The following is a 26545-nucleotide window of genomic DNA, read 5'->3' on the forward strand; positions in this document are numbered from 1 at the left end:
AGACGCTCGCAAAAAAATGTTCCTCTGTCGAGTATGCAAACCTTTTTTGCGTATCTGGCCGGGAAAGCTATTTTCCGTCGTCGCGCCAGGGTCAACCGCCGCGGCATACTCGACGCCATGAACAGAGAACATGGCTACACCCTGATGGAAACCCTGGTAACGCTGACACTGATGATGATCCTCAGCGTCGGCGGCCTGTACGGCTGGCAGCGCTGGCAGCAGCAGCAACAACTGTGGCAAACCGCCGTCCAGGTGCGGGATTTTCTGCTCTTTCTGCGCGATGACGCCAACGCGTACAACCGGGACCGCGTGCTTCGCGTCGGCCAGGACGAAGTGGGCTGGTGCCTGAGCGCGGAGGGGGAGGGGCCGGAATGCGCCTCGGGGACATCCTTCACGCTGCGCCCGCGCTGGCCGGGGATCACGCTGGCTGGCGTTACGCCTGGTCTGGGGTTTTATGGTCTGCGTAGCACCGCCTGGGCGGGGAATCTGCGGCTGCAGAGCGCGGCCGGCAGCTGGAGCATTGTGATCTCACACTGGGGGCGGATTCGTTTATGCCGCAGCGACAGCGCAGGAGGGTGTCAGTGAACAGTCGAGGATTTTCCCTGGCGGAGGCGCTTATCGCCATGGCCATCGGCTCGCTGCTGCTGATGGGGGCCTGCCGTTTTCTGCCTGCCCTGCAGCGTCATATTCTGCGCCAGGGCGAACAGCTGGCCCTGGAGAACGAGCTGTGGCAGCGCGTGCATGCCGTGGGAAAACATCTCCAGCGCGCCGGGTACTGCCGGGGAGCGTGCAGCGGAGCCGGGCTGGAGCTAGCCGCTGATGGCGAGTGTCTGATTGTGCGCTGGGATGCGAACAGCAACGGGAGATGGGAAACCTCCCCCGCGGCAGCGGCGGAGAGCACCGGCTTTCGCCTGCGCGACGGCGCGCTGGAGACCTTGCGCGGGGCCAGCGACTGCCGCGGGGGCGGATGGGAGAAAATCACCAACCCGGCCGCCATCGTGGTGACGCGCTTCTCGGTACAACGTCAGGTCACCTCGGGCTTCGCGCCGGAGCTGAGCGTGACGCTGGCGGCGCGCTCCGCGCAACAGAGGGGCCTGACGAGCGAGGTGGAGCAGCGGGTGACGGGGTATAACCTGTGATCCGTCAGCGTGGAATGTCGTCGCTGCTGATGGTGCTCCTGTTGCTGACCCTCGGCAGCCTGTTACTCGAGGGGCTTAACCTGCAGCAGCGGGCGCTGCTGGCGCAAACCGCCAGCGAAACGCAGGCGATCCGCGATACGGCGATAGCCCATTCGGCGCTGCAGTGGGGAAAACAACAGGCCTGGTCGGCGCAGCTGCCGCTGGCCTGCCGGGAGCAGACGCCGCAGGGCTGGCGCGCCTGCTTGCGTATCTTCGGCGACGGTTCACTGTTGCTCAGCAGCGCCAGCGGCGAGGTGCAGGTCTGGCAGTCCGGCGAGGTGCGCGGCGGGCAGGTGCGTTTTTCCGCCCACGGCTGGAGCGATTTTTGCCCGCTCAGGGAGGCGAGCTTATGTCAAATGCCCTGAAGCATCAGCGGGGGTTTAGCCTGCCGGAGACCGTGCTGGCGATGGCGCTGATGGTGCTGACGGTCACCGCGCTGGGCGGCTATCAGCGCGGAATGGCGCAAGGAATTGTCCAGTTGAACCAGACCCGTCAGCTGTGGCGCGACGCGTGGCGCTATAGCCAGCTCTCCGCGCCGCCCTCGCCGGCACGCGGGCAGGTAAGCCGTATGCAGACATCGACGCAAAGATGTGTCAGCATCACGGTAACGATCAGTATGCCCGTTGCCAAGCGGGTGCAGATGACCCGGCTGCATTGCCCGGTCAGTCAGTAGTCAGGAGCAATTATGTTAAGGGTATACCACTCAAACCGGCTGGATGTTCTCGAGGCGTTGATGGAATTTATCGTCGAGCGCCAGCGGCTGGATGACCCTTTTCAGGCCGAAATGGTGCTGGTGCAGAGTACCGGTATGGCGCAGTGGCTGCAGATGACCCTGGCCTCGCGCTTCGGAATTGCCGCCAATATCGAGTTCCCGCTGCCGGCGAGCTTTATCTGGGACATGTTCGTGCGCGTCCTGAAAGATATTCCTGGCGAAAGCGCCTTCAGCAAGCAGAGCATGAGCTGGAAGCTGATGACCCTCCTGCCGCAGCACCTGGAGGAAGACGATTTTATCTTGCTGCGCCAGTATCTGAGCGATGACGGCGACAAGCGCAAACTGTTTCAACTCGCCGCCCGGGTGGCGGACCTCTATGACCAGTACCTCGTCTATCGCCCGGAGTGGCTGATGCGCTGGGAGGCCGGCCAGCGGGTGGAAGGTCTCGGCGATGCCCAGCAGTGGCAGGCGCCGCTGTGGCAGGCGCTGGTGAGCTATACCGCCGAGCTGGGGCAACCGCAGTGGCACCGCGCCAATCTCTACCAGCGCTTTATCAGTACCCTGGAAAAAGCGGACGAACCGCCCGCCGGGCTGCCGTCGCGCGTCTTCATCTGCGGGATTTCCGCGCTGCCGCCGGTCTATCTTCAGGCGCTGCAGGCGTTGGGTAAGCATGTCGATGTCTATGTCTTGTTTACCAACCCCTGCCGCTACTACTGGGGAGACATTAAGGATCCGGCGTTCCTGGCGAAGCTGCTGTCGCGCCAGCGGCGCCATCACCGCGAGGCGCGCGCGCTACCCCTGTTTCGCGACACCGAGCAGGCGCCGGGGTTGTTTAATGACGCTGGGGAACAGGATGTCGGCAACCCGTTGCTCGCCTCCTGGGGCAAACTGGGGCGCGACTATATCTACCTGTTGGCGGGGCTGGAGCGCTATGAGGAGCTGGACGCCTTTGTCGATATTGCCCCCGATAACCTGTTGCATAACCTGCAATCGGATATCCTCGAACTGCGCAACGCGGCGGTGGCCGGGCAGAGCGCAGAGGCGTTCGCCCACAGTCGCGACAAACGTCCGCTGGCGCTGGATGACCGCAGCCTGAGCATTCACGTCTGCCACAGTCCGCAGCGCGAAGTGGAGGTTCTGCACGATCGGCTACTGGCGATGCTGGAGGCGGATCCGACGCTCACGCCGCGGGATATCATCGTCATGGTGGCGGATATCGACAGCTACAGTCCCTATATTCAGGCGGTGTTTGGCGCGGCCAGCGGCGATCGCTGGTTGCCGTGGGCGATCTCCGACCGTCGCGCCCGCGAGTCGCACCCGGTGCTGCAGGCGTTTATCACGCTGCTCTCGCTGCCGGACAGCCGCTTCGCCAGCGAAGATGTGCTGGCGCTGCTGGACGTGCCGGTGCTGGCGGCGCGCTTTAATATCACTGAAGAAGGGCTGCGCTACCTGCGCCAGTGGGTGAACGAGTCCGGCGTCCGCTGGGGAATGGATGACGACAACGTCCGCGAGCTGGACCTGCCGGCGACCGGGCAGCATACCTGGCGGTTCGGCCTCACCCGCATGCTGTTGGGCTACGCCATGGACAGCCGCGAGGGAGAGTGGCAGTCGGTGCTGCCGTATGACGAATCCAGCGGTTTGATCGCCGAACTGGTGGGCAACCTCGCGTCGCTGCTGATGCAGCTTAATCTGTGGCGACGCGGCCTTGCCCAGCAGCGGCCGCTGGCGGAGTGGCTGCCGGTCTGTCGCGATCTGCTGAATGACTTTTTCCTGCCGGACAGCGAGACCGAAGCGGCGCTGGCACTGATTGAGCAACAATGGCTGGCGGTTATTGATAGCGGTCTGGAAGCACAGTATGGTGACCAGGTGCCGCTGACGCTACTGCGCGATGAGCTGGCCCAGCGTCTCGATCAGCAGCGGATCAGCCAGCGCTTTCTTGCTGGCCCGGTCAACATCTGTACCCTGATGCCGATGCGTTCGATCCCCTTTAAGGTGGTGTGCCTGCTGGGGATGAATGACGGAGTCTATCCGCGAACGCTACCGCCGCTGGGCTTTGATTTAATGAGCCAGAAGCCGCAGCGCGGCGACCGCAGCCGGCGCGATGATGACCGCTATCTGTTCCTCGAAGCGCTGATGTCCGCCGAACAGACGCTGTATATCAGCTACATCGGCCGTTCGATCCAGGACAACAGCGAGCGCTTTCCCTCGGTGCTGGTGCAGGAGCTGGTGGATTATATCGGCCAGAGCCACTGTCTCGCTGGCGACGAGGAGCTTGACTGCGACGCCAGCGAAGCCCGGGTCAAAGCTCATATCACCCATCTGCACACGCGCATGCCGTTCGACGTCGCTAATTTCCAGGAAGACGAGAACAAGAGCTACGCTCGTGAATGGCTGGCCGCCGCCGGCCAGCAGGGAGAGGCGCATAGCGATTTTATACAGCCGCTCACCGCGCCGCCGATTGACAGCCTGCCGTTCGATCAGCTCCTGCGTTTCTGGCAGCACCCGGTACGCGCGTTCTTTCAGCAGCGTTTGCGGGTCAATTTCCGCGCCGAAGAGGACGATATTCCAGACGACGAACCCTTCACTCTTGAGGGGCTGAGCCGTTATCAACTGAATCAGCAACTGCTCAATACGCTTATCGAGGAGCAGGACGTCTCAGCCATGTTCCGCCGCTTCCGCGCCGCCGGCGAGCTGCCGTATGGCGCCTTTGGCGAGCTGGTCTGGGAGACGCAGCGCCTGGAGATGCAGGCCCTGGCCGAGCGGGTGATGGCCGAGCGCCAGCAGGCGCAGAGCATGGAGATCGATCTGCAGTGCGGCGGCGTGAACCTGACCGGCTGGCTGCAGCAGGTGCAGCCGGACGGTCTGCTGCGCTGGCGGCCTTCGCTGCTGAGCGTCTCCCAGGGGATGCAACTTTGGCTGGAACACCTTGTCTACTGTGCCAGCGGCGGAACCGGCGAGAGCCGGCTGTTTGTGCGGAAAGAGGGAGAGTGGCGCTTCCCGGCGCTGGCGCCCGCCGAGGCGCAGGCGTACCTTAATGCGCTGGTGGATGGCTATTTGCTGGGGATGTCGCAGCCGCTGCTGCTGCTGCCGGAAAGCGGTGGCGCCTGGCTGAAAGCCTGTTACGACGCCGAAAAGGATGTCATCTTAATGGACGAAGAGACGCAGCAGAAAGCGCGGAGCAAATTCCTGCAGACCTACGAAGGTAATATGGTGGTCAGCGGGGAGGGCGCCGATATCTGGTATCAACGCCTGTGGCGTTCGCTGGAGCCGGCGCATTACGAAGAAATTATTGCTCAGACGCAGCGTTATCTGTTACCGCTATATCGTTACCATCAGTCCACACAAATTTAAATAGTATAAAAATTGCGCAGTGAATGGCGGTTCATTTATTATGCGCAACGTATCACGGACTGATGGACATAAAAGGCTGCACGCTGTGCAGCGCAAGTTTGTTAATGATGAGGTTCGTGAATGCCCCGCAGTTTATGGTTCAAGGTTTTTGTTGTGCTGGCCGCCCTCTGGGCGCCGTTTAGTCAGGCCGACACCGGATGGCAGCCGATTCAGGAGACGATCCGCAAAAGCGAAAAAGATACGCGTCAGTATCAGGCGATCCGCCTTGATAACGACATGGTCGTGCTGCTGGTTTCCGATCCGCAGGCGGTGAAATCGCTGTCGGCGCTGGTGGTGCCGGTGGGATCCCTGCAGGATCCGGCCGATCATCAGGGGCTGGCGCATTTTCTGGAACATATGACGCTGATGGGGTCGCAAAAATATCCCCAGCCTGACAGCCTTGCAGAGTTTCTTAAACTGCACGGCGGCAGCCATAACGCCAGCACCGCGCCTTACCGCACCGCGTTTTATCTCGAAGTGGAAAATGATGCGCTGGACGGGGCCGTAGACCGCCTGGCCGACGCCATCGCCGCGCCGCTGCTGGATAAGAAATATGCCGATCGCGAACGTAACGCGGTCAACGCCGAACTGACGATGGCCCGGACGCGAGACGGGATGCGCATGGCCCAGGTCAGCGCGGAGACCATCAACCCGGCCCACCCGGCGGCTCACTTCTCCGGTGGTAACCTCGAGACGCTCAGCGATAAGCCCGGCAGCCCGGTACTTGACGCGCTGCATACCTTCCGCGATAGCTGGTACTCCGCCAACCTGATGAAAGCGGTGATCTACAGCAACAAGCCGTTGCCGGCGCTGGCGCGGATGGCTGCTGACACCTTTGGCCGCGTGCCGAATCGTCAGATCAGCAGGCCGGAAATTACCGTCCCGGTGGTAACGGATGCGCAAAAAGGCATCATTATTCACTATGTGCCGGCGATGCCGCGCAAAGTGCTGCGCGTCGAGTTTCGCATCGACAACAACAGCGATCGCTTCCGCAGCAAAACCGATGAGCTGGTCACCTATCTCATCGGCAACCGCAGCCCGGGCACGCTCTCCGACTGGCTGCAAAAGCAGGGGCTGGCGGAAGGTATCCGCGCCGATTCCGATCCGGTGGTAAACGGCAACAGCGGTGTGCTGGCGATCTCTGCCACCCTCACCGATAAAGGCCTGGCGCACCGCGACGAAGTGACGGCGGCCATTTTCAGCTATCTCGACCTCCTGCGTACTCAGGGCATCGACAAACGGTACTTCGATGAACTGGCGCATGTGCTGGCGCTGGATTTCCGCTATCCGTCGATCAACCGCGACATGGACTACGTGGAATGGCTGGCGGATACCATGATCCGGGTGCCGGTCGAGCATGCGCTGGACGTGGTGAATATTGCCGACCAGTACGACCCGCAGGCGATCAAAGATCGGCTGGCGATGATGACCCCGCAGAACGCCCGTATCTGGTATATCAGCCCCCAGGAGCCGCATAACAAGACGGCCTATTTTGTCGATGCGCCGTATCAGGTGGATAAGATTAGCGAGCAGACGTTCGCTGACTGGCAGCAAAAATCGCAGGCCATCCAGCTACAGCTGCCGGTGCTCAACCCCTATATTCCGGATGATTTCACCCTCATCAAAAGCGATAAAGCCTGGCCGCATCCGCAGCTGATCCTTGATGAACCGACGCTGCGGGTGGTGTATGCCCCGAGCCAGTATTTTGCCAGCGAGCCGAAGGCGGATATCTCCCTGGTGCTGCGTAATCCCCAGGCGATGGACAGCGCTCGCCGGCAGGTGATGTTTGCCCTCAACGATTATCTCGCCGGCATCGCCCTCGATCAGCTCAGTAACCAGGCGGCGGTCGGCGGCATTTCGTTCTCCACCGGCGCTAATAACGGATTAATGGTCAATGCCAACGGCTATACCCAGCACCTTCCGGCACTGTTCAGCGATCTGTTGCAGGGATACTTCAGCTATACGCCGACCGAGGAGCAGCTGGAGCAGGCCAAATCCTGGTATGCGCAGATGATGGACTCCGCCGAGAAAGGCAAAGCCTACGATCAGGCGATAATGCCGATCCAGATGGTCTCCCAGGTGCCGTACTTCCAGCGCGAAGTGCGCCGGGCGCTGCTGCCCTCCATCACTCTTAAAGAGGTGCTCGACTACCGCGCCAACCTGAAAACCAAGGGGCGTCCTGAACTGATGGTGATCGGCAATATGACCGCCGATGCCGCCACGACGCTGGCCCGCCAGATCCAGCAGCAGCTGGGCGCCGACGGCAACGAATGGTGCCGTAATAAAGACGTGGTGGTGAACCGGCAGCAGCTGGCGATCTTCAACAAAGCGGGCAACAGCACCGACTCCGCGCTGGCCGCGGTGTTCGCGCCGCCCAACGTGGATGAGTTCAGCAGCACCGCCGCCAGCACCCTGCTGGGGCAGATTATTCAGCCGTGGTTCTACAACCAGCTGCGTACCGAAGAGCAGCTCGGCTACGCGGTCTTTGCCTTCCCGATGAACGTGGGGCGCCAGTGGGGCATGGGCTTCCTGCTGCAGAGTAGCGATAAGCAGCCGGCCTTCCTCTGGCAGCGGTTCCAGGCCTTCTTCCCCACCGCGGAGGCGAAGCTGCGGGCGATGAAGCCGGAAGAGTTTGCTCAGCTCCAGCAGGCGGTGATAAGCCAGATGCTGCAGGCGCCGCAGACGCTGGGCGATGAAGCCTCGAAACTGAGCAAAGATTTCGATCGCGGTAATATGCGTTTTGATTCACGTGATAAAGTAGTGGCTCAGATTAAACTGCTGACGCCGCAAAAACTTGCCGACTTCTTCCATCAGACGGTGGTGGATCCGCAGGGCATGACAATATTGTCCCAGATTTCCGGTAGCCAGAATGGCAAAGCGGACTATGCCCAGCCGAAAGGCGGCAAAGTGTGGGAAAACGTCAGCGCATTGCAGCAATCCTTACCCCTGATGCGAGAGAATGAATGACCGACACCGCTGAGTCTTTGGATCCCCTGCGCTTGCCCCTGAGGGGCGAGCGCCTGATAGAAGCCTCTGCGGGCACCGGAAAAACCTTTACCATCGCCGCGCTGTATCTGCGGCTGCTGCTGGGGCTGGGCGGCGAGTCCGCCTATTCCCGCGCTATCAGCGTCGAAGAGCTGCTGGTGGTGACCTTTACCGAGGCGGCGACCGAAGAGCTGCGCGGGCGTATCCGCAGCAACATCCACGAACTGCGCATCGCCTGCCTGCGCGGCGAATCCGACAATCCGCTCTACAGCGCGCTGCTGGCGGAGATCGTCGATAAAGACGACGCCGCGAAGACGCTGCTGCTGGCTGAACGGCAGATGGACGAGGCGGCGGTATTCACCATCCACGGCTTTTGCCAACGGATGCTGAGCCTTAACGCCTTCGAGTCGGGCATGCTGTTCGAGCAGCAACTGATCGAGGATGAATCCCGCCTGCGCTATCAGGCCTGCGCTGACTTCTGGCGCCGCCACTGCTATCCGCTGACCCGCGATATCGCGGCGGTGATCCACGACGTCTGGAAAGGGCCGCGCGATCTGCTGAAGTCTCTTGACCGCTGGCTGCAGGGCGAAGCGCCGCAGCTTAAGTCGCCGCCGGCCCCCGACGAGACGCTGGCCGAACGCCATCAGCAGATCATCGGCCGCATTGACTCGCTCAAGCAGCAGTGGCGCGAGCAGGTGGGCGAGATCGAAGGCGTGCTGGAAAATTCCGGGCTCGACCGGCGGAAATACAATCGTGGCAACCAGGGCAAATGGCTTGAGAAAGTGAACGCCTGGGCGCAGGAAGAGACGTTAAGCTACCAGCTGCCCGACGCGCTGGAGAAATTTGCCCAGTCGTTTCTGCATGAGCGCACCAAAGCCGGTGGCGAACCACCGGTGCATCCCCTGTTTAGCGCCGTAGAGTCGCTGCTGGCCTCCTCGCTGACGCTCACCGATCTGGTGCTGGCGAGAGCGATGGTCGAGATCCGCGATGCGGTCGCCCGCGAAAAGCGCCGCCGCGGCGAGCTGGGGTTTGACGATATGCTCAGCCGGCTTGACGAGGCGCTGCGCGGCGACAGCGGCGAGGCGCTGGCCAGCGCCATTCGCCAGCGTTTTCCGGTGGCGATGATCGACGAATTTCAGGACACCGACCCCCAGCAGTACCGGATTTTTCGCCGCATCTGGCGCCAGCAGCCGGAGACGGCGCTGCTGCTGATCGGCGATCCGAAGCAGGCCATCTACGCCTTTCGCGGCGCCGATATCTTTACCTATATGAAAGCGCGCGGCGACGTTGCCGCGCACTACACCCTCGATACCAACTGGCGCTCATCGCCGGGCATGGTGGGCAGCGTCAACCGGCTGTTCAGCCTCAGCGATAACCCCTTCATGTTCCGCGAGATCCCGTTTCTGCCGGTGAAGGCGGCGGCAAAGAATCAGGGGCTGCGCTTTACCGTTGACGTGGCGGACGTACCGGCGATGAACGTCTGGCTGATGCCCGGCGACACCGTCGGGTCTGGCGATTATCAAACGTTTATGGCGCAGCTCTGCGCCACGCAGATTCGCGACTGGCTGAGCGCCGGTCAGCAGGGGCGCGCGCTGCTGTGGCGCGGGGAAACCTCGCGCCCGGTGCAGGCCTCGGATATTACCGTGCTGGTGCGCAACCGGCTGGAGGCGGCGCAGGTGCGTGAAGCGCTGCAGACGCTGGGCATCCCCTCGGTCTACCTCTCTAACCGCGACAGCGTTTTTGAGACGCTGGAGGCCCAGGAGCTGCTCTGGCTGCTGCAGGCGGTGCTGGCCCCGGAGCGGGAAAATACCCTGCGCAGCGCGCTGGCTACCTCGATGTTTGGCCTGACCGCGCTGGATATTGAAAACCTGAACCAGGATGAGCAGGCGTGGGACGCGCTGGTGGAAGAGTTCAGCGAATACCGCCAGATCTGGCGTCAGCGCGGAGTGATGCCGATGCTGCGGGCGTTGATGACGGCCCGGCATATCGCCGAGAATCTGCTGGCGACCCGCGGCGGCGAGCGGCGCTTAACCGACATTCTGCATATCAGCGAACTGCTGCAGGAGGCGGCCAGCCAACTGGAAAGCGAGCATGCCCTGGTGCGCTGGCTGGCGCAGCATATCGCCGAGCCGGACAGCAACGCCGCCAGCCAGCAGATGCGTCTCGAAAGCGATAAGCACCTGGTGCAAATTGTCACCATTCACAAGTCAAAAGGGCTGGAATACCCCCTGGTCTGGCTGCCGTTTATCGCCCGGTTTCGTAAACAGGACCAGGCGTTCTACCACGATCGCGAGACGTTCGCGGCGGTACTGGATCTGGGCCAGGATGAGGCCAGCCTCGAGCTGGCGGAGGCGGAACGGCTGGCGGAAGATCTGCGCCTGCTGTACGTCGCCCTGACCCGTGCGGTCTGGCACTGCAGCCTCGGCGTGGCGCCGCTAAGCAGCCGGAAATCCGGCAACAGCGATTTCCACCTCAGCGCGCTGGGGCGGCTGTTGCAGGCGGGCGAAGCCATGGACGCCGCCGGGCTGGCCGCGCGGCTGGCGGACTTCTGTCATGGCGATATTGCATTGCAGAGACCGGGCGAGCTGGATCTGACCCCGTGGCAGGCGCCCGCGGCGACCATCCCCCCGCTGTCGGCGCGCGAGCTGCAGCGCCGCATCGCCGACGACTGGCGGGTGACCAGCTACTCCGGACTGCAACAGCATGGTTTCAGCGGCGGGCAGGATCTGCTGCCGCGTCTGGATGTCGATGCCGCCGGCGTCGGCGAAGTCGTGGAAGAGCCGCAGCTGACTCCGCACCAGTTTCCGCGCGGCGCCGCGCCGGGGACCTTCCTGCACAGCCTGTTTGAGGAGCTGGACTTCACCCAGCCGGTGCCGGACGGGTGGATGGCGGAGAAGCTGCAGCTGAGCGGGTTTGACGCGCAGTGGGCGCCGGTGCTGACCGACTGGCTGGGGGGCGTGCTGAAGACTCGCCTGCCGGGAGCGGATATTGCGCTCAATCAGCTTGCGGCGCGGGATAAACAGGTGGAGATGGCGTTTTATCTGCCTATCGCTCAGCTGCTGACGGCGGAGCGCCTTGACGCGCTTATCCGCCAGTACGATCCCCTCTCCGCCGACACGCCACCGCTGGATTTCCGCCAGGTGCGTGGCATGCTGAAGGGCTTTATCGATCTGGTCTTCCGCCACGAAGGCCGTTATTACCTGCTGGATTACAAATCCAACTGGCTGGGGGAAGACCGCGAGGCCTACACCCGGCCGGCAATGGAGCAGGCGATGCGTGCCCACCGCTACGATCTGCAGTATCAGTTGTACAGCCTGGCGCTGCACCGCTATCTGCGCCACCGGCTGGCCGATTATGACTATGACCGCCACTTCGGCGGCGTGATTTATCTTTTCCTGCGCGGCATGGACGGGCAGGAGGGGGGGCAGGGGATCTTCACCACCCGGCCGGTGAGACCGCTGATTGACGGTCTGGATCAGCTTTTTGCCGGAGAAACTCAGGAGGAGACCTCATGACTTTCGAACAATTACTGCTGGCGGCGGTGGAGCAGCGTCTGCTGCGGCCGCTGGACGTCCAGTTTGCCCTGATGGTGGCGCAAAACGACCCGCCGGCGGTCATGCTGGCGGCGGCCTTGCTGAGCCGGGATGCTGGCGAGGGGCACGTTTGCCTGCCGCTCTCGCGGTTGAGCGGCGACGAGGCGCTGAGCGGAAAAGCGGGGGAGATCCGCGATCGGCTGCTGGCCGAAGCCGGTGCGCCGGAGGACTGGCCCGCGCTACTGCTCGCTTCATCGGCAGTGAGCTGCGGCGATGCTCCGGCGCCGATGATTTTATGCGGCGACCGGCTCTATCTGAACCGGATGTGGCGCAACGAGCTGACCGTCGCCCGCTTCTTTAACGAAGCCAACCGGGTGCTGGAGATGGATGAGGCGCGGCTGGCGTCAACGCTAAATGCGCTGTTTCCCGCCACTGGCGAAACCGACTGGCAAAAAGTGGCCGCGGCGGTGGCGCTGACCCGCCGTATCTCGGTGATCTCCGGTGGTCCCGGGACCGGGAAAACCACCACCGTGGCGAAGCTTCTGGCGGCGCTGATCCAGATTGACGACAGTCCACGCTGTCGTATTCGCCTGGCGGCACCGACGGGGAAAGCGGCGGCGCGCCTGACCGAATCGCTGGGCGCGGCGCTGAGAAAGCTGCCGCTGACCGATGCGCAGAAAGCGTTAATTCCCACCGAGGCCAGCACGCTGCATCGTCTGCTGGGCGCCCAGCCCGGCAGCCAGCGCATGCGCTATCACGCCGGCAACCCGCTGCATCTGGATGTGCTGGTCGTGGATGAAGCCTCGATGATTGACCTGCCGATGATGTCGCGGCTTATCGACGCGCTGCCGGCCCACGGGCGGGTGATTTTCCTCGGCGATCGCGACCAGCTGGCCTCCGTGGAAGCGGGGGCGGTGCTGGGGGATATCTGCGCCTGGGCGAGCTCGGGCTACACTGCCGCGCGGGCGCAGGAGCTGACCCGGCTGACCGGTTCGCCGGTGCCGGCGGGCGAGGGGGCTATCGCTGGCGTGCTGAGAGACAGCTTGTGCCTGCTGCAAAAGAGCTATCGCTTCGGCAGTCACTCCGGCATCGGGAGCCTGGCGCGGGCGGTGAATGCTGGCGCGCGCGCGGAGGTGAAGGCCACGCTGCGCCAGCCGTTTGACGATATCGCGCTTCATCCCCTCAGCACGACTGAAGAGTACGAGGCCATGCTCGGCGCGGCCCAGCAGGGCTATGAACGCTACCTGCAGCTGCGCCGCGAGCGGGCCGAACCGCAGGCCATGCTGGCCGCTTTCAGCGAATTCCAGCTGCTGTGCGCGCTGCGTGAAGGGCCGTACGGCGTGAGCGGCGTCAATGAGCGGCTGGAGCAGCGGCTCAACCGCCAGCGGGCGATCGCCCTGCCGCGCCACTCCCGCTGGTATGACGGCCGACCGATCATGATATCGCGCAACGACAGCGCGCTGGGGCTGTTTAACGGCGATATCGGCATAGCGCTGGAGCGCAACGGCGAGCTGCGGGTGTGGTTCCTGATGCCCGACGGCACCATCAAGTCGGTGCAACCGAGTCGCCTGCCGGAGCATGATACCGCCTGGGCGATGACCGTGCATAAATCGCAGGGCTCCGAGTTCGAACATGCGGCGCTGATCCTGCCGGCGCGCAGCGTCCCGCTGGTGACCCGCGAACTGGTCTACACGGCGATCACCCGTGCGAAACAGCGATTGTCACTCTATGCCGACGAGCAGGTGCTCTCCCAGGCCATTGTGACGCGCACCGAGCGGCGCAGCGGCCTGGCGGAGATTTTCGCCGGGCGCGAAGCCCCCTGAGAGGCCGCATCCGGGCGATGGGAAAATAATGCAGCCCGTTGCCCGGACTGGCAGAAAAATCAGTAGCTGAAGACCAGGGGGATGAGCCAGAGCACCGATATCGAGTTCATGGCGCAAAAGCGGACTGCCGCGCCGCTGGCCAGCGGTGGGGTGGAACAGCGGGCAACAAAAATCACCAGCGAGGAGATGAGAACATTCATGCCGGACGTCAGGGCCAGCAGGAATAATATCGCGATGGCGGCGCCGAGCGCGGCATAACCATGCTGATGATGGCGCTGGTTATCCCAGAGGAGCAATATCATCAGCAACCACGGATAGAGGGTGACCGTGGCGGTAATGAGGTTGATATGTCTGACCAGCCAGTTCGGTTTGGTTTCCATTCTTTAAGCGATCCTTGCAGGGCGGGTGGCGGCCGTGGCGCCAGTCGACGTCCTGTCGACAGCCAGTAGCATATCGGTGAGCCAGCGAGAAAGAAATGGTCTGCGCGGAAACCAGGAATTTAGCTCGCGTTCCGCAGACGAGCGCTGGCGCGAAGAGTGGCGGGAGACCGGCCCAGGATAAAGCGATAAGCGTCGCGCTATCCCGGGCCGTTAGAAAGAGTGAAGAAGGGCCTAAGCGAGGTCGGCCATCAGCACCTTCGACCGGCGCTGATAGTTATACATCTGCTTTTTACTCTCCGGCAGCAGGTCGATATCTACCGGCGTGAAGCCGCGCTCCTGGAACCAGTGGATGCTGCGGGTGGTTAGCACGAACAGCTTGCTCAGTCCCATCTGTCTGGCCTGAGCGGCAATACGTTCCAGAAGCACCTCTCCCCGTGACGAGCTCCGGTAATCTGGATGCACCGCCACGCAGGCCATTTCGCCGATCTTCTCTTCCGGGAAAGGATAGAGGGCAGCGCAGGCGATAGTGGTGTTATCGCGCTGAATAATGGTGAATTTGTCGATCTCCATCTCCAGCTGCTCGCGGGAGCGGCGCACCAGGATGCCCTGCTGCTCAAGCGGGCTTATCAGCTCAAGAATACCGCCGATATCGTTGATGGTCGCCCGGCGGATCTGCTCCGCGCTCTCCATGACGATCTGGGTGCCGATGCCGTCGCGTGAGAACAGCTCCTGCAGCAGCGCGCCATTTTCCTGATAGCTGATCAGGTGGCAGCGCCGCACGCCGCTGCGGCAGGCCTTCACGGCCCCGCGCAGGAAGCGCACGGTGCCGGAGTTATAATCTTCGTCCGCTTCCAGCTCTTCGACGCGGGCCTGCGCCTCATTAGGGAACAGTTCGGAGACGATTTCCCCGGCCTGGTTGTAAACCCCTTGCGACGAACAGAAGCCGATCATTTTCTCCGCCTTCAGCTTGATGGCCAGCTGGGTGGCGATCTCTTCCGAAGTCAGGTTAAAGCTCTCGCCGGTGACCGACACCGCGACCGGCCCCATCAGGACAATGGCGCCGCTGTCGAGCTGACGATGAATCGCCTCTTCGTCAATGCGGCGAATGCGTCCGCTGTGGCAATAATCGACGCCGTCATCGACGCCCAGCGGCTGGGCGATGATAAAGTTGCCGCTGACAACGTTGATATGGGCCCCCTGCAGCGGGGTGTTGTTGAGGCTCATCGACAGGCGGGCGGTGATCTCCAGCTGCAGCATCCCCGCCGCCTGCTTAACCAGCTCAAGCGTTTTAGCGTCAGTCACTCGCGTCTGCTTGTGATAGACCGGCTCGTGGTGGTGCTCGGCGAGGTTAGCGTCAATCTGCGGGCGGGCGCCATAGACCACGACCAGGCGAATGCCCAGGCTATGCAATAATCCTATGTCATTGACAATATTTGAGAAATTTTCATGCTCAATGGCTTCGCCGCCCAGCATGATGACAAACGTTTTTCCCCGATGGGCATTAATATAGGGAACAGAATGGCGGAATCCTTCTACCAGTTCAGTGCGACGTTCCTTCACCATGACAAACCCTCAATGCATGATTATTCGTAATTATTGTATTTTTATTCTGTTTTGCTGTTAAACGCAAGTGCCAATTTTAGGCTAAGCCACGAAAAACATGTGACCCGGCGCAGGGTGTCAATGAATGTTTACCCTTTTATAGATGACAGGTTATATGCCTTTCGTTAAAGTTTCTGGTCAATCTGTTTGTTTTGGGTACAAATGCGTTTTTATTGCTTGGGAGTGGCATGTCGGGAAACAACTCTGGATTAAGCCGTCGCCGTCTGCTGCAGGGCGCGGGCGCCATGTGGTTAATGAGCGTGAGCCCTGTGGGGCTGGCTGCCGATGCGCGGGTGGTCGCTGTTCGCGTCTGGCCAGCATCGACCTACACGCGCGTCACGGTAGAATCGAATCATGTGCTGAAATACCGGCAGTTTGCCCTCAGTAACCCGGAGCGGGTGGTGGTGGATCTGGAAGGGGTTAACCTTAACTCTGTACTGAAGGGCATGGGGGGGCAGATCCGCGATGACGACCCCTTTATTCAGTCCGCCCGCGTGGGCCAGTTTGATCCGCAAACCGTGCGCATGGTCTTTGAGCTCAAGCAGAACGTCAAGCCGCAGCTGTTTGCCCTCGCGCCGGTGGCCGGCTTTAAAGAGCGTCTGGTGATGGACCTCTACCCCGCCAACGCCACCGATGTTCAGGATCCGCTGCTGGCGCTGCTCGAGGATTACAACAAAGGCGATCTGGAGCGTCAGGTGCCGCCGGCGCAAAGCGGACCGCAGCCGGGCAAAGCCGGGCGTGACCGGCCGATTGTCATTATGCTCGATCCCGGACACGGCGGCGAAGACTCCGGCGCCGTGGGGAAGTATCGCACCCGCGAGAAAGATGTGGTGCTGCAGATTGCCCGCCGCCTCCGGGCGCTGATCGACAAAGAAGGCAATATGAAGGCCTATATGACCCGCAACGAAGACGTGTTTATCCCGTTGAAGGTGCGTGTCGCCAAGGCGCAGAAGCAGCGCGCCGACCTGTTCGTGTCGATTCACGCCGACGCCTTTACCAGCCGCCAGCCCAGCGGTTCCTCAGTGTTTGCCCTCTCCACCAGGGGGGCCACCAGTACCGCGGCAAAATATCTCGCCCAGACGCAGAATGCCTCGGATCTGATCGGTGGGGTCAGCAAGAGCGGCGACCGCTATGTCGACCACACCATGTTCGATATGGTGCAGTCCCTGACCATCGCCGACAGCCTCAAATTTGGCAAGGCGGTGCTGGAGAAAATGGGCAATATCAATAACCTGCACAAAAATCGGGTAGAGCAAGCGGGCTTTGCGGTGCTGAAGGCGCCGGATATCCCCTCCATTCTGGTGGAGACGGCGTTTATCAGTAACGTGGAAGAAGAGCGGAAGCTGAAAACGGCCAAATTCCAGCAGGAGGTGGCCGAGTCGATCCTCGCCGGGATTAAAGCTTACTTCGCCGACGGCGCGACGCTGGCCCGTCGCGGATAACCACACAGGAAAGGGACATGGCCTTACTGAAAAGCGCCCATGGCGGCAATATCCGCGAGGCCGCCGGCCTGCTGGGTATTGCGCCCGGCGAGCTGCTGGATTTTAGCGCCAACATCAATCCGCTGGGGATGCCAGCTTCGCTCAGGCAGGCGATCGTCGACAACCCAGGCTGCGCCGAGCGCTACCCTGACGTTGAATATCAACAGCTGCATCAGGCGCTGGCTGCCCACCATCAGCTGCCGGCGGCGCATATCCTTGCCGGCAACGGCGAAACTGAATCGATCTTCACCCTCGTCCACGGCCTTAAGCCGCGGCGGGCGATGATCGTCATTCCTGGTTTCGCGGAGTACCGGCGGGCGCTGCAGACGGTGGACTGCGAGGTGGTGGAGTATGCCCTCCGGGAGTGCGATGGCTGGCAGCTGACTGACGCCATCCTCGATGCCCTGACTCCGGCGCTGGACTGCCTGTTTCTTTGCACCCCGAATAACCCCACCGGCCTGCTGCCGGAGCGGGGCCTGCTGGAAGCCATTGCGCAGCGCTGTCGGGCGCTGAACATCAGTCTGATCCTTGACGAGGCCTTCCTCGATTTTATGCCCGACCAGCCGGGATTTATTCCCCTGCTGGCGCAGCACCCGCACGTCTGGGTTCTGCGCTCGCTCACCAAATTTTATGCCATTCCTGGGCTGCGTCTTGGCTACCTGCTCAACGCTGACGCCCAGGCAGTGGCCCGGCTGCGCGAGCGACAAATGCCGTGGTCCATCAATGCCTATGCCGCCCTGGCCGGAGAGATCATCCTCCAGGACCGGGCGTATCAGCGGGCCACCTGGCAGTGGCTGCAGGAGGAGGGGGCGCGTTTCTGTTCACGACTGAAAGAGATTACCGGGCTGACCGTATGGCCCGGGCGCGCCAACTATCTGTTCTTGCGCTGCGACAGGCCAGGGCTTGACCTGCAATACGCCCTGTTGCGCCAGCATGTGCTGATCCGCAGCTGCGCCAACTACCCGGGGCTGGATAGCCGTTATTTCCGGGTGGCGATCCGTAGCGCCAGCGAAAACGACCAGCTGCTGGCGGCGCTGCAGCGGGTGCTGGCCTGAGGGCTACTGCAGGGTGACGCCCCCACGCACCATCGCCAGCAGATGCTGCTGCGGCCAGTGGGCGGCGATGTCGCTGTCTGCCAGTCGCCATTGCAGAAATTCGACGTCATGACGACGGCGGTCCAGCAACAGGCCGACGACGCTGCCGCTGTGCGCCACGTTAAGGCCATACAATCCTGCGCTTTCCACCAGTTGCAGTAGCGCGTCAAACCCCGGTTTGGGCAACAGCTGCTGGCTGGCGATGGCGCTGATGGTCGCCGCTTCGCCCAGTAGCTGTGGGCTGCCGCAATGGCAGGCCTGCTGTACTTTCTCCCACGCCAGCTGCAGCCGGGAGGCGTTAGCCAACAGACCCGCCTCGCGCGGCAGCTGGTGGTAGTCGGTGGTGCGCAGCGTCAGCGGGCTCTCCAGTACTAACAGGTCGAGCGCTGGCGGAGGGGGACAGGCGATTTGCGTGGCGGCGGTATTATGGTCGAACAGCGTCAGCTGGCGAAACAGGGTGCTGTCGGTAGGCTCCAGCGCGACGCACAGGCGCGCCAGCGTCGGCTCATCCAGTAGATGGCCCAGATGATGGGCGGTGGCGACGGCGGTGGCAGCGATATCGGCGGTGCTGCTGGCCATCCCTTTGGCCACCGGGATCGTTGAGTGCAGGGTGATGCGGATCTGCTGGCTCAGCGCTGGGGGGTAGCCCCAGTGGGCCAGCAGCTGGTCGACCATCGCCCGCGACAGCGGCCGCTCGTCTTTTCGCGGTACCCCGGTCTCGACCTCGACGGTGCTGTACCAGTCCACCGGACAGGAGACCAGCTTTTCGCTGCCGAGGATCCAGCCCTGGATAAGTTCTCCGCACGAGGCGGGACATTGTGCAACAGCCACGTTTTCACCTTTCCGCTTACCTTCGCCAGGGCGCATAGTGGCATGGCGACCCGCCGGTTACCATGATTCTCCGCAAGAGGAGGCGCGTCGTTTATGCCGACACCGCCAGCTCGCGCGCCTGCGGCAATGCAAGACGCATGACGTCGCGGGCAATCATTAGCTCTTCATTGGTGTTGATCACCGCCACTTTGACCAGCGCATTATCCGCCTGAATAAAGGTCGCGCTCCGCTGGTTTTTCTCGTCGTCCAGCGCGAGGCCGAGAAAATGCAAATTGCGGCAGATCGCCGCCCGCGCCCGGGCGGAATTCTCGCCTATGCCGCCGGTAAAGATCAGCGCGTCCAGACCTCCCATCTGCATGATATAGCTGCCGATAGTCGCGCGAATGCGTTCGGCAAACAGCGACAGCGCCAGAGCCGCCCGTTCGTTGCCGGCGTCAGCTGCCTGTTCGACGTCGCGGTAATCAGAGGACACGCCGGAGACGCCAAGCAGCCCGGATTCATTATTCAGCAACTGGCTGAGCTGCTGGGCGGATTTCCCTTCTTTCTCCACCAGCCAGGGAAGAATCGACGGGTCGATATCGCCGCTGCGAGTGCCCATCATCACCCCGGACTGCGGGGTAAAGCCCATTGAGGTATTCACCGATTGCCCGCCTTTGATGGCGCAGACGCTACAGCCATTGCCCAGGTGGCAGCTCACTACCCGCAGGGCGCTCAGCGGTACGCCCAGCTTTTCCGCCAGCGCGCTGCTGACATAGTGATGGCTGGTGCCGTGAAAACCGTAGCGGCGAATGCCCAGCTCGGCGTAATAGCGCCAGGGCAGGGGATAGAGCCAGGCCTCCGGCGCCAGGGTCTGGTGAAAGGCGGTATCAAAGACCGCTACCGCCGGTACCGCCGGCAGCCGCTGGCGAAAGAGGCGAATGCCCAGCGCATTGACCGGGTTATGCAGCGGCGCCAGCTCCGCCAGGCGTTCGATCTCCCGCAGGGTGTCGTCGCAGACCAGCGCGGCGTCTTTGAAGCGTTCGCCGCCGTGGGCGACGCGGTGGCCAACGCCGTCTATCTCCTGCAGGCTGCTCAGGATCCCGCGGCCGGTCAGCGCCTCCAGCAGCAGGGTCACTGCCTCATGGTGATCGGCGATGGGCAGCGTCTCCTGCCATTTCTGTGCCGACGTTTTCAGCATGAAGCGGGCCTCGGGCAAGCCAATACGTTCGATCAGCCCCTGGCAGAGCAGCGCTCCCTGCGGCATGTTAAGCAGCTGAAACTTCAGGGAGGAGCTGCCGGCGTTGATCGCCATGATTTTATAGGTCATTGATATTCCTCTGCGTTCAGGCAGGCGAGCAGGTCATCAAGCCCGTCGCCGGTTAACGCGCTGGTGATAAAGATATGTTCGGCGCCTGCTGCCTCGAGCCATGCCCGGACCTGTTGCAGACGGGGCGGGGCGGCTAAATCGGCTTTGGTGATCACCCCGATGACCGGGCGGTTCATCGGAGCGGTAAGCCCCGGAGAAAAGGGTGACCAGGGCGCATCGGCATTCAGTACCAGCGCGATGACATCGGCCTCGCAGGCGCTGGTGAGCAGTGCGCTGTACAGGCAGCGGTTTTCCAGATATTCCCCCGGGGTGTCGATGGCGGCCGGCGTCCAGACGATGGCCTGCGTTTTTTGATAACGCAGGGTTTCGCCACGCAATACCTGGGTCAGCGAGGTTTTGCCGCACTGGCTGGGTCCGATAAGCATCAGGCGTTTCATGGGCTCAGGTCCGGGTAATTGGACAGGCGGTGAAGCGCATCAGCTCACCAAGGGTGCGTGTGACCTGCCTGAGCGCGTACTCCACCGCGGAGACATCGCCAGTCAATACCACCGCGCCGGTGAAGCGATCGAGAAAGCCGATCTCCACCGCGCCGGACTTGGTGGCGATGTCGCAGGCGATGATCGACGCCTCACTGGGGGTAATGGTGAGAATGCCGATAGCGGAGACCGCGTCCGGCAGGCCCAGCTTTTTGAACAGATCTTTGCCCGGATTGGCGATGAGATGCGCCAGAGTGACCTGTTTACCCGGGACATACTCCTGGATCATGCGTTCGGTAGGGGTTTGCGGTTCCATTATCCCTCCATCAGCTGTTGCCACAGCGCATCGTGCGGTCGCGGGATCACTGCCCGGTAAACCAGTAATCCTTTCTCGCCTGCGCTGTCGCTGGCCACCGTGACGGCGTTGTCGACATCGGCGATATCACCCGCCACCACCATGTAGCATTTGCCGCCGATACCAAACGCCATATGAACGCGAACCAGGGTGACGTTGGCCGCTTTCACCGCGCGGTCGGCGGCGCTGATGCATGCCGCCACGCTCCAGGTTTCGACGATCCCCGCCGCCTGCCGCTGCTCGACCACGTTGAGTCCGCTGATCGCCGGCAGTACGCTGGGGTGAATGTTGGCCAGCACCAGGCTGTCCACCAGCATCTCCCCGGCGCGCGCCGTGCCGGCGGCGATTGCCTGTTGCACGGCGCCGACGTCGCCGCCGAGCATCAGCAGGAATTTCCCGGGACAAAGGGTTCTGCAGAGCAGGAGCTGTACGTTCGCGCTTTTCAGCATGACGTCGCCCAGCTCCATTCCCCTGGCGATACTGGTCAGTTCTAAAATTCCGATAGCCTGGGTCATGATTAACCTCTTACAAGCGTAATGGACTGCTCCGTGATGGCGGAGACCTGGCCGTCAATACTGGCGTGTACCGGCGCACCGAGGGCGTCGGCAGGGATGTCTGCCAGTAGCTGGCCGCGCGTTACTCGCTCTCCCGGCGCGACGCAGGGGACGGCGCTGATGCCGATATGCTGGCGCAGCGGCAGGGTGACGCAGCCCACCTCCGGCTCCACCGCCGTCAGCGGCGCCTCCTGATACCAGGGATCAAGCCCCAGTTTGCTGATGAGCCGTTTGACCGGCACCAGGCGGTGCTTCGCCATCTCGTCCGCCGGACGCAGCGGTCCTTCGTAGCGCAGATTTTTCGCTCTCAGCTCACGTTTCAGCAGACGGTTGATGCGCATAGGGGAAATCCCCACCGGGCAGGCGACGCTCTCGCAAACGTTGCACTCCGAGCAGGTCAGGGCGCTGAGCAGCAGCGACGGGGTGGCCGCCTGGCGATAGTTCACCGCCCGCACCAGCAGGTGGGGAGAAAGCTCATGGCCGATCAGGTGCCGGGGGCATAAATCCGTGCATAAGCGGCACTGCTCACAGACGGTGCGGGCGATGGCGAGCAGGGTGTGCTCATCCTGCCGCCGCCGCTGGATCAACGGATGGTTGCCCGGAAGCACCAGCAGGCCGCCGGTGGTTTTGGTGACCGGTGTCTCGAGGGAGGTGATGAGTGCGCCCATCATCGGACCGCCGTTGATAAACCCCGGTTCGGCAACCGTCGCGCCGCCGGCCAGGGCCAGCACCTCGCGCAGCGACATGCCCAGCGGGACAGTCAGCGTCAGCGGACGGGCGACAGCGCCATTGACGGTCAACGTCCGGCGGGTCACCGGATAGCCCTGCTCCACGGCTCTGGCGATATTGAGCACCGTCTGCACGTTATTGACCACTACGCCGACGCTGACCGGCAGCGCGGCAGGCGGCACGCGACGACCCGTCGCCAGCCAGATAGTGAGCACCTCATCCCCGGCCGGATAGACATCAGGCAGAATATGCAGCCGGGCCCATTCCGGTAGTCGCGGGGTTAACGCCGCAATCGCCGGAGTATATTTCGCTTTCAGGGCAATGATCCCTTCCCGGGCGCCGGTGGCGGTCATTGCGTAACCCAGGCCGCGAATCAGCCGGTCAGCCTGCTGCGCCATCAGCTGTTGATCAACCTTCAGCATCGGTTCGCATTCAGCGGCGTTCACCAGCACGGTATCCACCCTGGCCTGCAGTTTGATGTGGGTCGGAAAGCCCGCCCCACCGGCGCCCACCACGCCGGCGGCCCGGATGCGCTCGCGGATCTCCGCCGCGTCCATGTCTGGTAGTGGCACTATCGCTTCACTCATTGCAGGCTCTCCAGCAGTTGCGCGATGGCCGCGCCATCGGCCGGACGCGGGTTGGTGCGCAGGGTGGCGTCGGCCAGCGCGGCCGGCACCATGGCGGGAATTCGCGATAAGAAAAGGGGATATTTTTCCTGCAAGGCGCCCTTGAGGGTGGGAATGGCGCACTGCTGTTTCAGTGTTTCCACCGCGGCAAGCAGTGCCTGGAGAGCCTCCTGTTCGCCAGCTTCCGGCGGGCAGAACCGGCAGGCCCTGGCCAGGCGCGCATAGCGCTTCGCCGCTCGCGGCTCGCCGGCGTTAAAGCGGATCACCGCGGTCAGCAGCAGCGCGTTGGCCAGGCCATGGGGAAGGTGAAACTGGCCGCCAAGCTGATGGGCGATAGCATGATTGAGCCCAAGGCCAGCCTGGCTAAAGGCCATACCGGCGAGGGTTGAAGCATTGTGCATTTTGCTGCGGGTCGCAACGCAGTCGCCCTGGCGAACCGCAACGGGTAGGGCGCGAAACACCAGCCTGGCGGCCTTTTCCGCCAGCGCATCGGTAAAATCGGTGGCCTGCGGCGATACCCATGCCTCAAGGGCGTGGGTCAGGACGTCCAGTCCGGTATGGGCTGTGATGGTGGGCGGTACGCTGATCACCAGCGTTGGGTCGAGGATCGCCATGTCGGGACAGAGCGCCTCATGGAACAGCGGGTACTTGATCCCTTTTTCCGGGTCGCTGATGACGCAGGCGCTGGTCACTTCCGACCCGGTACCGCTGGTGGTGGGGATCGCCACGCAGGTGTCGACAGGCAGCCCGCCCTGCTGGCTGAACCAGACGATCGCCTTGGCGGCGTCCATCGCCGAGCCGCCGCCGAAGCCGATCACCACTTGCGGACGCAGGGCCTGCATCTGCGCTATCCCTTTCGCCACGGTGTGAATGGTCGGATCCGGTGTAATATCGCTGAACACGCTGACGCGGTTGCTGGCGGGCAGCGCGGCGCGCAGCCGCTCGAACAGCGGCGAGCGCGCCAGGAAGCCGTCGCAGACGATCCAGATGTGCTGATGGCTAAAGCGCTGCAGCGCGGCCAGGCTGCCCGGGCCGCTGTAGAGGCGCGTTTGCAGAGAAAAGGTGTGCATGGCGCCCCCGGTTAGCGAATGGAAAAACCGTTGGTCAACACGCAGCGCCGCAGGCGGGCGAACGTCCGCGCGGAGGTGGTGCCTTCTCCGGTTGGCGTGGCGATGGTGAAGGTGGTAAACCCTTCGCCGCCGACGCCGATACCCGCGTAAGACGGACCATTTTTGACAAAAATGGAGGTCTGCAGCGTGCGTGCCGCCAGATTGAGCCGCGAGACATTCTGCGAGTGCATAATGGCGGTGTGGTGCAGACCCTCCTCAACGCGCAGGGCCAGGGCCAGGGCGCTATCAAAATCGGCGACCCGGACGATCGGCAGCACCGGCATCAGTTGCTCGCAGGTCACCCAGGGGTCGTTCGCCTGCACCTCGGCTATCAGCAGGCGAGGGGGGCGGGAAGGGACGGCGAGACCGGCGGCCGCCAGCAGCTCAGCCGGGCTCTTACCAACCAGTTTTTTATTCGCCGCGCCGTCGGGCAGGCAGACGGCGCGCAGGGTATCGGTCTCCTGCGGGCTCAACAGCAGCGCGTCAAAATCCTGCATCTGCTGGATCAGGCGGTCAGCGACGGAGGCGACGACGATCAGGCTTTTTTCGGCGATACAGGGCAGGTTGTAATCGAAGGCGGCGCCGCTGATGATATCTTCGGCGGCTTTGACGAGATCGGCCGTTTCATCAACGATGCACGGCGGATTGCCGGCGCCAGCGCCGATCACTTTTTTACCGCTTTTCATGCCCATCGCCACAATGCCAGGGCCGCCGGTGATAGCCAGAACGGCAATCAGCGGGTGGGCCATCATCTGTTGGGTGGCCTCAAAGGTCGGCTCGGCAACGGTGACCACCAGGTTACGGATCCCGCTGCAGCGGTAGGCGATCTCTTCGATCCTGGCAATAAGCGTTAACGAGACCTTTTTCGCGCCGGGATGAGGGCTGAAATAGACGCTGTTACCCGCCGCCAGCATGCTGATACTGTTGTTGATAATGGTTTCCGTTGGGTTGGTGCTGGGCGCCACGGCGCCAATAACCCCGAACGGCGAGTACTCAAACAGCACCATCCCGCCATCGCCGGTGAGGGCGCTGGTGGTGAGATCCTCAATGCCCGGTGTGTTCTCAAGGGCAGCTTTATTTTTCAGATATTTATCTTCTTTGTTGCCCATGCCGGTCTCCGTGGCGCTCTCCTCCGCCAGCGTCGCCAGCTCGGGGGCCAGCGTCTCCCGCAGCGCGCTGATAATGGCGCTGCGGGTTTTTAGCGGACACTGCTGATAGCGGAGAAAAGCCTGATGGGCGGCGTCGATGGCGCAGCCGACGTCGCGGAAAATGCCCTGCTGTTCCTGAGAAACGGGGGCGGGCGCGAGCTTTTCGCTGAGAATGGTGCGGATAAGGGTTTCCAGTTCTGCTGTATTCATTGATGTGTTCTCACGTTAATGGCCGCCATGGCAGCCTGTGCAATAGCCATATCCTGCTCGACGCTGCCGCCGCTAATCCCGAGACCGGCTATTAGCTGACCATCGCGCCACAGCGGATATCCGCCGCCAAAGGTGACGACTTTGCCCTGCAGATGGCTCTCCAGACCGTACAGCGCAGCGCCTGGCTGTACGGTCGTCGCGAGCTCGTGGGTGGCGGTTTTCATGGCGACGGCGGTCCAGGCTTTTTTTGGCGCCAGCTCGCTGCTGACCAGCAGCGCATCGGGCATTCGCCAGGTCACGGTTTCGGTACCGTGTGCGTCAACGATGCTGACCACCACCGGCACCTGCAGCTGGCGGGCGTGTTCGATAGCCTGACGGGTAAGCTGATGCAGCTCGTGAAAGGAGAGTGCCCCGGCCTGGGCTTTGGGCGCGTCGGACGCAGGCGACCCGCTGGCGGCCAGGTAGCGGGCCGCGATCTCCGCCACGAGCCGGCGCTGGTGATCGGCATGATCCTCGCTGCGCGCCAGGGCATACAGACAGTCAGATAAGCGGTTCAGATAACGCAGCAGTATCTGACGGAGAGTGACCTCTGCCGCCAGCTCGACCAGCCGACGCTCCGCCCGACGGGCAACGGTGCGGGCCAGGTGCAGGCGACTGGCGGCTTCGCACCGTCCGGGCAACACAAACTGGTGCAGCGCCGGCACGCGGGCCATCTCGCGATCGATGGTCTGCTCCAGCAGGGCAATCTCTTCGCTGCTGATATAGCGCTTACCCGGTGATGGCTGTTCGCTGTCGCTGGCGAGCTCCGCGCTGAACCAGAAAATATGCTGCTGCAGGGCTTCGAGCAGGACGCGATGTTCCTCTTCAGCGGCGGCGCAGACGCACAGGCTCAGCACCGCGTTCAGTTCATCCAGGGTGCCGTAGGCTTCGACGCGCGGATGCGTCTTGCTGACCCGCTGGCCGGTAAAGAGTGATGTACTGCCGGCATCGCCGGTTCGGGTATAAATAGCCACAGGCGCCCCC

21 protein-coding genes are annotated in these 26545 nt (G+C 62.6%); 10 read left to right on the plus strand and 11 right to left on the minus strand.

All coding sequences use genetic code 11. The features are described 5' to 3' along the window. The first annotated feature begins 33 nt into the window (after positions 1 to 33). The 8 genes from DTA24_RS04940 (at position 34) to recD (ending at position 13621) form a co-directional block, all read left to right on the plus strand. Positions 34 to 585, plus strand: coding sequence for a prepilin peptidase-dependent protein (locus tag DTA24_RS04940; protein ID WP_016161770.1), 552 nt, complete (start codon positions 34 to 36; stop codon positions 583 to 585). After that, positions 582 to 1139, plus strand: a complete 558-nt coding sequence (locus DTA24_RS04945) for a prepilin peptidase-dependent protein (RefSeq protein WP_012967285.1) — start codon at positions 582 to 584, stop codon at positions 1137 to 1139. Before DTA24_RS04940 ends, DTA24_RS04945 begins: the two co-directional genes overlap by 4 nt. Further along, a complete protein-coding gene (locus DTA24_RS04950) occupies positions 1136 to 1543 on the plus strand; it encodes a DUF2509 family protein (RefSeq protein WP_012967286.1) in 408 nt (135 codons plus the stop codon). The genes DTA24_RS04945 and DTA24_RS04950 overlap by 4 nt, the downstream gene beginning before the upstream one ends. Continuing rightward, a complete protein-coding gene (locus DTA24_RS04955) occupies positions 1528 to 1851 on the plus strand; it encodes a prepilin-type N-terminal cleavage/methylation domain-containing protein (protein ID WP_008806325.1) in 324 nt (107 codons plus the stop codon). The genes DTA24_RS04950 and DTA24_RS04955 overlap by 16 nt, the downstream gene beginning before the upstream one ends. 12 nt (positions 1852 to 1863) lie before the next feature. Continuing rightward, a complete protein-coding gene (gene recC, locus DTA24_RS04960) occupies positions 1864 to 5241 on the plus strand; it encodes an exodeoxyribonuclease V subunit gamma (RefSeq protein ID WP_012540657.1) in 3378 nt (1125 codons plus the stop codon). A 120-nt stretch (positions 5242 to 5361) separates the two neighbouring features. Further along, positions 5362 to 8247: a pitrilysin gene (gene ptrA / locus DTA24_RS04965; RefSeq protein ID WP_008806323.1), complete on the plus strand. Its 2886-nt coding sequence runs from the start codon at positions 5362 to 5364 to the stop codon at positions 8245 to 8247. Next, on the plus strand, positions 8244 to 11780 hold the full coding sequence (gene recB / locus DTA24_RS04970; protein WP_123836585.1) for an exodeoxyribonuclease V subunit beta: 3537 nt from the start codon (positions 8244 to 8246) through the stop codon (positions 11778 to 11780). Before ptrA ends, recB begins: the two co-directional genes overlap by 4 nt. Further along, the gene (gene recD, locus DTA24_RS04975) at positions 11777 to 13621 is read left to right on the plus strand and encodes an exodeoxyribonuclease V subunit alpha (RefSeq protein WP_042947447.1); all 1845 of its coding nucleotides are present in this window, start codon (positions 11777 to 11779) and stop codon (positions 13619 to 13621) included. Before recB ends, recD begins: the two co-directional genes overlap by 4 nt. Positions 13622 to 13680: 59 nt before the next feature. Here the strand turns inward: recD and DTA24_RS04980 are convergent, their stop codons facing one another. Continuing rightward, the gene (locus DTA24_RS04980; protein ID WP_012540661.1) at positions 13681 to 14001 is read right to left on the minus strand and encodes a hypothetical protein; all 321 of its coding nucleotides are present in this window, start codon (positions 13999 to 14001) and stop codon (positions 13681 to 13683) included. A 231-nt stretch (positions 14002 to 14232) separates the two neighbouring features. After that, on the minus strand, positions 14233 to 15564 hold the full coding sequence (gene argA, locus DTA24_RS04985) for an amino-acid N-acetyltransferase (protein ID WP_004149616.1): 1332 nt from the start codon (positions 15562 to 15564) through the stop codon (positions 14233 to 14235). 227 nt (positions 15565 to 15791) lie between these two features. Between argA and amiC the strand changes: the two genes are divergently transcribed. Together amiC and cobD are read left to right on the plus strand one after the other, a co-directional pair. After that, on the plus strand, positions 15792 to 17045 hold the full coding sequence (gene amiC / locus DTA24_RS04990) for an N-acetylmuramoyl-L-alanine amidase AmiC (protein WP_008806319.1): 1254 nt from the start codon (positions 15792 to 15794) through the stop codon (positions 17043 to 17045). Between the two features lie 17 nt (positions 17046 to 17062). Then, on the plus strand, positions 17063 to 18139 hold the full coding sequence (cobD, locus tag DTA24_RS04995; RefSeq protein ID WP_043876116.1) for a threonine-phosphate decarboxylase CobD: 1077 nt from the start codon (positions 17063 to 17065) through the stop codon (positions 18137 to 18139). A 3-nt stretch (positions 18140 to 18142) separates the two neighbouring features. Here cobD and DTA24_RS05000 read toward each other — a convergent pair whose 3' ends face one another. The 9 genes from DTA24_RS05000 to pduO all read right to left on the minus strand — a co-directional run bounded on the left by DTA24_RS05000 (position 18143) and on the right by pduO (position 26535). Further along, on the minus strand, positions 18143 to 19009 hold the full coding sequence (locus DTA24_RS05000) for an L-threonine kinase (RefSeq protein ID WP_032737189.1): 867 nt from the start codon (positions 19007 to 19009) through the stop codon (positions 18143 to 18145). A gap of 91 nt (positions 19010 to 19100) precedes the next feature. Further along, positions 19101 to 20315 carry an acetate/propionate family kinase gene (locus tag DTA24_RS05005; protein WP_042947451.1) on the minus strand — a complete coding sequence of 405 codons (1215 nt, stop codon included), beginning with the start codon at positions 20313 to 20315 and terminating at the stop codon, positions 19101 to 19103. Then, positions 20312 to 20752 carry a propanediol utilization protein PduV gene (pduV, locus tag DTA24_RS05010; protein WP_008806315.1) on the minus strand — a complete coding sequence of 147 codons (441 nt, stop codon included), beginning with the start codon at positions 20750 to 20752 and terminating at the stop codon, positions 20312 to 20314. Before pduV ends, DTA24_RS05005 begins: the two co-directional genes overlap by 4 nt. A gap of 4 nt (positions 20753 to 20756) precedes the next feature. Continuing rightward, positions 20757 to 21107, minus strand: a complete 351-nt coding sequence (pduU, locus tag DTA24_RS05015) for a propanediol utilization microcompartment protein PduU (protein ID WP_002915850.1) — start codon at positions 21105 to 21107, stop codon at positions 20757 to 20759. After that, positions 21107 to 21661, minus strand: a complete 555-nt coding sequence (gene pduT / locus DTA24_RS05020) for a propanediol utilization microcompartment protein PduT (RefSeq protein ID WP_012967293.1) — start codon at positions 21659 to 21661, stop codon at positions 21107 to 21109. Before pduT ends, pduU begins: the two co-directional genes overlap by 1 nt. A 2-nt stretch (positions 21662 to 21663) precedes the next feature. Next, positions 21664 to 23016 carry a 4Fe-4S dicluster domain-containing protein gene (locus DTA24_RS05025; protein ID WP_086070702.1) on the minus strand — a complete coding sequence of 451 codons (1353 nt, stop codon included), beginning with the start codon at positions 23014 to 23016 and terminating at the stop codon, positions 21664 to 21666. Beyond that, complete coding sequence (pduQ, locus tag DTA24_RS05030) at positions 23013 to 24125, minus strand: 1-propanol dehydrogenase PduQ (protein ID WP_032740964.1); 1113 nt, start codon at positions 24123 to 24125, stop codon at positions 23013 to 23015. Before pduQ ends, DTA24_RS05025 begins: the two co-directional genes overlap by 4 nt. 11 nt (positions 24126 to 24136) lie before the next feature. Further along, entirely contained in the window at positions 24137 to 25522 is a 1386-nt protein-coding gene (pduP, locus tag DTA24_RS05035; RefSeq protein ID WP_032740963.1) for a CoA-acylating propionaldehyde dehydrogenase PduP, read from the minus strand. Beyond that, entirely contained in the window at positions 25519 to 26535 is a 1017-nt protein-coding gene (gene pduO / locus DTA24_RS05040; protein ID WP_032740962.1) for a two-domain cob(I)yrinic acid a,c-diamide adenosyltransferase PduO, read from the minus strand. The genes pduP and pduO overlap by 4 nt, the downstream gene beginning before the upstream one ends. Between the last annotated feature and the right edge of the window lie 10 nt (positions 26536 to 26545).

The organism is Klebsiella sp. P1CD1, assembly GCF_003790505.1.
GTDB classification, from domain to species: Bacteria; Pseudomonadota; Gammaproteobacteria; order Enterobacterales; family Enterobacteriaceae; genus Klebsiella; species Klebsiella variicola.